The sequence below is a fragment of the Modestobacter sp. SYSU DS0290 genome (assembly GCF_054050955.1).
On the sequence record NZ_JBJHAI010000040.1, the window covers coordinates 1 to 7,687 of the forward strand.

The following is a 7,687-nucleotide window of genomic DNA, read 5'->3' on the forward strand; positions in this document are numbered from 1 at the left end:
CCCCGCGCCCCCACCGACCCCCCCCCCCGCCCCCCCCGGCGCGGGGGGGCGGGGGGGGCGCCCCCCCCCCCCCCCCCCCCCCCCCCCCCCCCCCCCCCCACGATCAGCTGACCTGATCCCCGAGGCACGCTGCGGGCGCGGGTACTGCGGAGCGCGGGGCCGCCCTCCGTCAGACGAGGACGTCGGCCACCAGGGCGATCGACAGCAGCGTCATGTAGGTGATCGACACCGAGAACAGCCGCATCGGCCGGTCGGGGACGCCGGCCTTGATCCGCCGCAGCCAGGCGTGGGACTCCGCGACGTACCAGGCGCCCAGACCCAGGGTGGCGACGCCGGTGATCCAGCCCAGCTGCGGCGTCACCGGCACCATCAGCAGCGAGGTGCCCAGGGTGCCCCAGGCCCAGGCGACCGACTGGCGTCCGACGGTGACCGGCCCGGCCACCACGGAGAGCATCGGCACCCCGGCCCGGAAGTAGTCGAAGCGGAACCGGCTGGCCAACGCCCAGAAGTGCGGCATCTGCCAGCAGAAGACGATGCCGAAGAAGACGAAGGCCGGCCAGTCCAGCGATCCGGTGACGGCGGCCCAGCCGATCAGCACCGGAGCCGCGCCCGGCAGCCCGCCGAACACCGTGTTGTGCCTGGTCCGGCGCTTGAGCACCATCGTGTAGAGCACCGAGTAGGCCAGCACCGCGGCGGCCGCGAGGGCCGTGGCCAGCGGCGTGGTGAACAGCCCCAGCAGGACCAGGGAGACCCAGGCGAGGATGACGCCGAAGACCAGCGCGTTGCGGGGTGCGATGACCCCGCTGGGGATCGGCCGGTCCCGGGTGCGGGACATCAGCCGGTCGATGTCGCGGTCGTACCAGCAGTTGACGGTGTTGGCCGCCCCGGCGGCGAGCATGCCGCCCACCAGGGTGGCCAGGACCAGACCGGTGCCCGGCCAGCCCCCGGCCGCGAGCATCATCGCCGGCAGCGTGGTGACCAGCAGCAGCTCGACGAGCTTGGGCTTGGTCAGCGACACGTAGGCGGCCACCGTCGACCGGAGCGGACGCACCGTCCGGGTTCGGCTCACGGCGCGGTCGGCGATCGCCGTCACCGGGGGCCCATGAGCGCGGCGTCGCGCGGGCAGCAGGCCACCACGAGGTCCTTCTCCGCAGGGGGAATGGGTTGCTCGGACACTGTAGCCGGGGCCGCCCGGTGGAAAAGGGCGGGCACCACTAGGGTTTGATCACGTTGACTCTGCGCGTAGAGCGGGTAGGGCGGTCGTCGAGGACGCCGGCGCACCCACCGCTCCCGACTTCCGACCGCGCCCGACCGGGGCGGCCGTGGTGCGCACCGTCGTCCGCCCGGGGTGGGTGGGTCCCCGCGCCCCCGGGCGGCCCGACATCGACCTACCCCGAGGGAGCACCGAGCGCCACATGAGCACTGACAACTCTTCTTCGACGGAAGCCACCCGCCCCGAGGCGTCGCCCGAGGCCGCCACCGACACCGCCACCGGCTCGCCGCGTCAGCCCCGGCCGACGCTGCCCGAGGGCTTCGGCGACCTGGACCGCAAGGCCATCGACACCGCCCGCGTGCTGGCGATGGACGCGGTGCAGAAGGTCGGCAACGGCCACCCCGGCACCGCGATGAGCATGGCGCCCACCGCGTACCTGCTGTTCCAGAAGTGGCTGAAGCACGACCCGAGCGACCCGAACTGGGTGGCCCGCGACCGGTTCGTGCTCTCCATGGGCCACTCGAGCCTGACGCTGTACGTGCAGCTCTACCTGGCCGGCTACGGCCTGGAGCTCGACGACCTCAAGGCGCTGCGCACCTGGGGCTCCAAGACCCCCGGCCACCCCGAGGTCGGCCACACCGCCGGCGTCGAGACCACCACCGGTCCGCTGGGCCAGGGCGTGGGCAACGCCGTCGGCATGGCGATGGCGGCCCGCCGCGAGCGCGGCATGTTCGACCCGGAGACCCCCGAGGGCGAGAGCCTGTTCGACCACACCATCTGGGCCTTCGCCTCCGACGGCGACCTGGAGGAGGGCGTCAGCGCCGAGGCGTCGTCGCTGGCCGGCACCCAGCAGCTGGGCAACCTGGTCCTCGTCTACGACGACAACAAGATCTCCATCGAGGACGACACCACCGTCGCCTTCACCGAGGACGTCGGCAAGCGCTACGAGGCCTACGGCTGGCACGTCCAGCACGTGGACGACGGCGAGGACCTCGCCGCCCTGGACGCCGCCTTCGCCGCCGCCAAGGCCGAGACCACCCGCCCGTCGCTGATCGTGCTGCGCACCGTCATCGGCTGGCCCTCGCCCAACAAGCAGAACACCGGCGCGGTGCACGGCTCGGCGCTGGGCGAGGACGAGGTCAAGGCCACCAAGCAGATCCTCGGCTTCGACCCGGAGCAGACCTTCGAGGTCGCGCCCGAGGTCATCGAGCACACCCGCAAGGCCGTCACCCGGGGCCAGGAGGCGCACCGCGCCTGGCAGTCGGAGTTCGACGCGTGGCAGCAGGCCAACCCCGAGGGCTGGGCCCTGCTGAAGCGGATGACCACCCGCACCCTCCCCGAGGGCTGGGCGGCGAACCTGCCGACCTGGGACGCCGACCCCAAGGGCGTCGCCACCCGCAAGGCCTCCGGCGAGGTCCTCGCCGCGCTGTACCCCGAGGTCCCCGAGCTGTGGGGCGGCTCGGCCGACCTCGCGGAGAGCAACAACACCGCGGTCAAGGGCGAGCCGTCGTTCCTGCCGGCGAACCGGCAGACCAAGATGTGGACCGGTGGCCCCTACGGGCGCACCCTCCACTTCGGCGTCCGCGAGCACGCCATGGGCGCGGTCATGAACGGCATCGCGCTGCACGGCGGCACCCGCGTCTACGGCGGCACGTTCCTCACCTTCTCCGACTACATGCGCGGCGCCGTGCGGCTGGCGGCGCTGATGCAGCTGCCGGTGACCTACGTGTGGACGCACGACTCCATCGGCCTGGGCGAGGACGGGCCGACGCACCAGCCGATCGAGCACTACGCCGCGCTGCGGGCGATCCCCGGGCTGGACTTCGTCCGGCCCGCCGACGCCAACGAGACCGCCGTCGCCTGGCGGACGATCCTGGAGAACAACGACCGGCCGGCCGGGCTGGCGCTGTCCCGGCAGAACCTGCCGGTCTTCGACCGGACCGAGTTCGGTTCGGCCGAGGGCGTGGCCAAGGGCGGGTACGTGCTCGCCGAGGCGTCCAACGGCGCCCCTGAGGTGATCCTCATGGGCACCGGGTCCGAGGTGCAGATCGCCGTCGCCGCCCGTGAGCAGCTCGAGGCCGCCGGCGTCCCGACCCGGGTCGTCTCCCTCCCCTGCTGGGAGTGGTTCGCCGAGCAGGACGAGGCCTACCGCCTCGAGGTGCTGCCCCCGTCGGTGAAGGCGCGCGTCAGCGTCGAGGCCGGTGTCCCCATGGGGTGGCGGGAGTTCGTCGGCGACGCGGGCCGGATCGTCGGCCTCAACCACTACGGCGCCAGCGCCAGCTACTCGAAGCTCTACGAGGAGTTCGGCCTGACCGCCGAGGCGGTCGCCGCCGCTGCCCGGGAGAGCATCGAGGCCGCGGCCTCCGGCGCCACTCCCCCCAGCGGTGCCGGCGTCTCCCGCGGCGGGGTCTACGGCTCCGACGCCACCGGCGACCACTGATCAAGGACCCGGTGCCCCCCACCCCTCGCGAGCTCGGGGCGGGGGGGCACCGGGGCCACCACAACACCGACAGGAGGGCATGACATGGCCCAGAACGAGAACCTGGCACAGCTGTCGAAGGCGGGGGTCGCCGTCTGGCTCGACGACCTCTCGCGCGACCGCATCCGCAGTGGCAACCTGCAGCAGCTCGTCGACGAGCACAGCGTCGTCGGCGTCACCACCAACCCGTCCATCTTCGCCGCGGCGATCAGCGGCTCGTCGTCCTACGACGACCAGCTGCACGCCATGGCGGTGCGCAAGGTGAGCGTCGAGGAGGCGCTGCGCACCATCACCGCGGCCGACGTCCGGGACGCCTGCGACCTGCTCGCGCCGGTCGCGGCGCGCACCGGTCGTGACGGCCGCGTCTCGCTGGAGGTGGCGCCGGGCCTGGCCCGCGACACCGACGCGACCGCTGCCGAGGCCGCCCACCTGTGGTGGCTGGTCGACCGGCCGAACCTGTTCATCAAGATCCCGGCGACCGTCGAGGGCCTGCCCGCGATCACCCAGACGATCGCGGCCGGCATCAGCGTGAACGTGACGCTGATCTTCAGCCTCGAGCGGTACAAGGCGGTCATGGAGGCCTACATCGCCGGCCTCGAGCAGCGCCTGGCGGAGAACCCCGACGCCTCCTTCGAGGGCATCGAGTCGGTCGCCTCGTTCTTCGTGTCCCGGGTGGACACCGAGATCGACAAGCGCCTGGACGCCGCGGGCGCCGACGCCTCGCTCAAGGGCAAGGCCGGTGTGGCCAACGCCCAGCTGGCCTACCAGGCCTACGAGGAGGTCTTCTCCTCCGACCGCTGGAAGGCGCTGGAGGCCAAGGGCGCCAGCAAGCAGCGTCCGCTGTGGGCGTCCACCGGGGTCAAGAACCCGGAGTACTCCGACACCCTGTACCTGTCCGAGCTGATCGCCCCGGACACGGTGAACACCATGCCGGAGAAGACGATGCAGGCCTACGCCGACCACGGCCAGGCCGGCACCCCGGTGCAGTCCGCCTACGCGGACGCCGCCCAGGTCATGCAGGCCGTCACCGACGCCGGTGTCGACCTGGACGACGTCTTCCGCGTCCTCGAGGACGAGGCCGTGCAGAAGTTCGTCGACGCCTGGGACGAGCTGACCGGCTCCGTGCAGGAGCAGCTGCAGGACAAGAAGTGACGGTGCGCCGGTCCCCGGCGCACCCGCACCGCACCACCTGAACCACCCGACCCGCCGTCCGGCCCGGTCCTCCCGGGCCGGACGGCGGGCACCCAGCGATCGAGGACGGAGACGATGTCCACCAACCCGCTGCGCGATCCGCGGGACCGGCGGCTGCCCCGAGTTCCCGAGCCCTGCGCTCTCGTCGTCTTCGGCATCACCGGTGACCTCTCGCGCAAGAAGCTCCTCCCGGCGGTCTACGACCTGGCCAACCGCGGCCTGCTCCCCACCAACTTCGCCCTCCTGGGCTTCGCCCGCCGTGACTGGGGTGACGTCGAGTTCTCCGAGCTGGCCCGGTCGGCCGCCCGGGAGCACGCCCGCACCCCGTGGCGCGAGGAGGTCTGGGAGCGGCTGGCCAACAGCGTCCGCTTCGTCCAGGGCTCCTTCGACGACGACAACGCCTTCGACGAGCTCGCCGCCAACCTGGCCGAGCTCGAGGGCAGCCACGGCATCGGCGGCAACGCCGCGTTCTACCTGTCCATCCCGCCGGCGCTGTTCCCCGTCGTGCTCAAGCAGATGCAGCGCACCGGCATGGCCGAGAGCACCCAGGAGCGGTGGCGCCGGGTCGTCGTCGAGAAGCCGTTCGGCACCGACCTGGCCTCCAGCCGCGAGCTGAACGCCCTGGTCGACTCGGTCTTCACCGCCGACGACGTCTTCCGGATCGACCACTACCTGGGCAAGGAGACGGTCCAGAACCTGCTGGCCCTCCGCTTCGCCAACTCGCTGTTCGAGCCGATCTGGAACGGCCACCACGTCGACTCGGTGCAGATCACCATGGCCGAGGACGTCGGCATCGGCGGCCGGGCCGGCTTCTACGAGAAGACCGGCGCCGCCCGGGACGTGCTGCAGAACCACCTGCTGCAGCTGCTGGCACTGACCGCGATGGAGGAGCCGGTCGAGTTCTCCGCCGAGGAGATCCGCACCGAGAAGCTGAAGGTCCTCCGCGCGGTCTCCATCCCCGACGACGACGACATGGCGCGGTTCGCCATCCGCGGCCAGTACCAGCAGGGCTGGCTCGCCGGCCAGCGGGCGAAGGGCTACCGGCAGGAGGACGGGGTCGACCCCGAGTCGACCACCGAGACCTACGCCGCCGTCCGCCTGGGCGTGGAGACCCGGCGCTGGGCCGGCGTCCCGTTCTACCTGCGCACCGGCAAGCGCCTGCCACGGCGGGTCACCGAGATCGCGCTCTCCTTCCGGCGCGCCCCGCACCTGCCCTTCGCCCCGACCGACACCGAGGAGCTGGGGCACAACCAGCTGGTCATCCGCGTCCAGCCGGACGAGGGCATGACGCTGAAGTTCGGTTCGAAGGTGCCCGGCAGCGTGATGGAGGTCCGCGACGTCTCGATGGACTTCCTCTACGGCGAGCAGTTCACCGAGGCCAGCCCCGAGGCCTACGAGCGGCTGCTGCTGGACGTGCTGCTCGGGGACGCCACGCTGTTCCCGCGCAACGCCGAGGTCGAGGCGTCCTGGGCGGTCATCGACCCCCTGGAGAGCTTCTGGGCCGGCACCACCCCGCACTCCTACCGAGCCGGCGAGTGGGGGCCCCGGGCCGCCGACGCGATGCTGGAGGCCGAGGGCCGCGCATGGCGCCGACCGTGACCGCGACCCCTGCCCTCCCCCCACCCTCGCGAGCTGAGGAGCTGACCTCGTGACCACGCTGTGGGACACCACCGGATCCGCGGTGGTCAAGGAACTGGCGGCCCAGCGCCGCACCGGCGGCGCCGTGATGAGCGGCGTCGCGCTGACCCTGGTGGTCGTCGCCGACGAGCGCCGGGTCGCCGAGGCCGAGCAGGCCGCCGCCTCGGCCGCCGAGGCACACCCCTGCCGGCTGCTGATCGTCGTCCGCCGCCAGGTCGAGGCCCCGGTGCCCCGACTGGACGCCGAGGTGCTGATCGGTGGGCGGCTCGGGCCGGGTGAGGCCGTCGTGATGCGCATGTACGGCCGGCTGGGCCTGCACGCCGAGTCGGTGGTGCTGCCGCTCCTGGCGGCCGACGCGCCCGTCGTCACCTGGTGGCACGAGACGCCGCCGGAGCTCATCGCGCGGGACGCCCTGGGCGTCATCGCCGACCGGCGGATCACCGACTCCGCCCTGGCCGAGGACCCGGTGGCCGCGCTGCGGAACCGGGCGTCGGACTACGCCCCCGGGGACACCGACCTGGCCTGGACCCGGAGCACCCCGTGGCGGGCCACGCTGGCCTCGACGCTGGACTCCGTGGCCGGCCGGCGCGGCGAGCCGGTGCGGGTCCACGGCGGCCAGGTCGAGGGCGACCCGGCCAGCGCCACCGCCCAGCTGGTCGCCGGGTGGCTGTCCTCCCGGTGCGGCTGCGCCATCGAGGTGGTCGACACCCCGCGGGTGCCCGGTGCGTCCGGGGTGCACGCGGTGGTGCTGCGGCTGGACCAGGACGAGGAGCTGCGGGTCGAGGACGACCGCAAGGGCGGAGCGGTCATCACCCAGCCGTTCCGGCCGGAGGCCGTCGTCGCGCTGGCCGACCGCTCGCTGGGCGAGCTGATCGGTGAGGAGCTGCGCCGGCTCGACCCCGACGAGCCGTTCAGCGAGGCGCTGGAGGCGGTGTCCGGGCTCTCCGGGCTCTCCGACCGCCCCGCCTGCCGCGACCACGTCTGGTACGACCCGATGCGGCCGGAACAGTCGCCCGCGGCGGCCGAGTCGGAGCTGAACGCCGAGGAGCCCGAGGTGCCCGCCGCGTCGGGGCCCTCCGCCGCGCCCGCCCCCACCCTCCCCGACACCCCCCCCGACACCCACCACAACCCCCACAGCGCCCAGCACGACTACAAAGGAAGAGCAC

At 73.1% G+C, this 7,687-nt stretch carries 5 protein-coding genes; 4 read left to right on the forward strand and 1 reads right to left on the reverse strand.

Translation table 11 applies throughout. The features are described from left to right. Window positions 1-169: 169 nt before the first annotated feature. The gene (locus tag ACI795_RS19290) at window positions 170-1,093 is read right to left on the reverse strand and encodes a heme o synthase (protein ID WP_457077278.1); all 924 of its coding nucleotides are present in this window, start codon (window positions 1,091-1,093) and stop codon (window positions 170-172) included. 322 nt (window positions 1,094-1,415) lie between these two features. Here ACI795_RS19290 and tkt point away from each other — a divergent pair, with 322 nt between their 5' ends. The 4 genes from tkt to ACI795_RS19310 form a co-directional block, all read left to right on the forward strand. Beyond that, the gene (gene tkt, locus ACI795_RS19295) at window positions 1,416-3,653 is read left to right on the forward strand and encodes a transketolase (RefSeq protein WP_457077279.1); all 2,238 of its coding nucleotides are present in this window, start codon (window positions 1,416-1,418) and stop codon (window positions 3,651-3,653) included. An 84-nt stretch (window positions 3,654-3,737) separates the two neighbouring features. Next, the gene (tal, locus tag ACI795_RS19300) at window positions 3,738-4,844 is read left to right on the forward strand and encodes a transaldolase (protein ID WP_457077280.1); all 1,107 of its coding nucleotides are present in this window, start codon (window positions 3,738-3,740) and stop codon (window positions 4,842-4,844) included. 114 nt (window positions 4,845-4,958) lie between these two features. Continuing rightward, complete coding sequence (zwf, locus tag ACI795_RS19305) at window positions 4,959-6,482, forward strand: glucose-6-phosphate dehydrogenase (RefSeq protein WP_457077281.1); 1,524 nt, start codon at window positions 4,959-4,961, stop codon at window positions 6,480-6,482. A 49-nt stretch (window positions 6,483-6,531) separates the two neighbouring features. Next, a partial coding sequence (locus ACI795_RS19310; RefSeq protein WP_457077282.1) for a glucose-6-phosphate dehydrogenase assembly protein OpcA occupies window positions 6,532-7,687 on the forward strand: 1,156 nt, incomplete at its 3' end.